The following is a 207-nucleotide window of genomic DNA, read 5'->3' on the forward strand; positions in this document are numbered from 1 at the left end:
CAGCATGACGTTCCACTTTACCTCCCATGAAAGTTAGAACCCTTAAACAAAACAAAGTCAACGTTATAACGCTGGGCTGTTCCAAGAATCTTGTTGATAGCGAGGTGCTGATGGGCCAGCTCCAGGCCAACGACTTTCTGGTGACGCACGAGGCCAAGAAGTCGGATGCCAACATTGTGATTATCAACACCTGCGGCTTTATTGACT

The 207-nt window shown here is 47.8% G+C and carries 1 pseudogene; it reads left to right on the forward strand.

From position 1 onward, the window contains the following. Positions 1 to 26: 26 nt before the first annotated feature. Positions 27 to 207, forward strand: a pseudogene (locus JEM65_RS22020) (30S ribosomal protein S12 methylthiotransferase RimO); the annotation flags it as partial.

Source organism: Gelidibacter salicanalis (genome assembly GCF_016469035.1).
GTDB classification, from domain to species: Bacteria; Bacteroidota; Bacteroidia; order Flavobacteriales; family Flavobacteriaceae; genus Gelidibacter; species Gelidibacter salicanalis_A.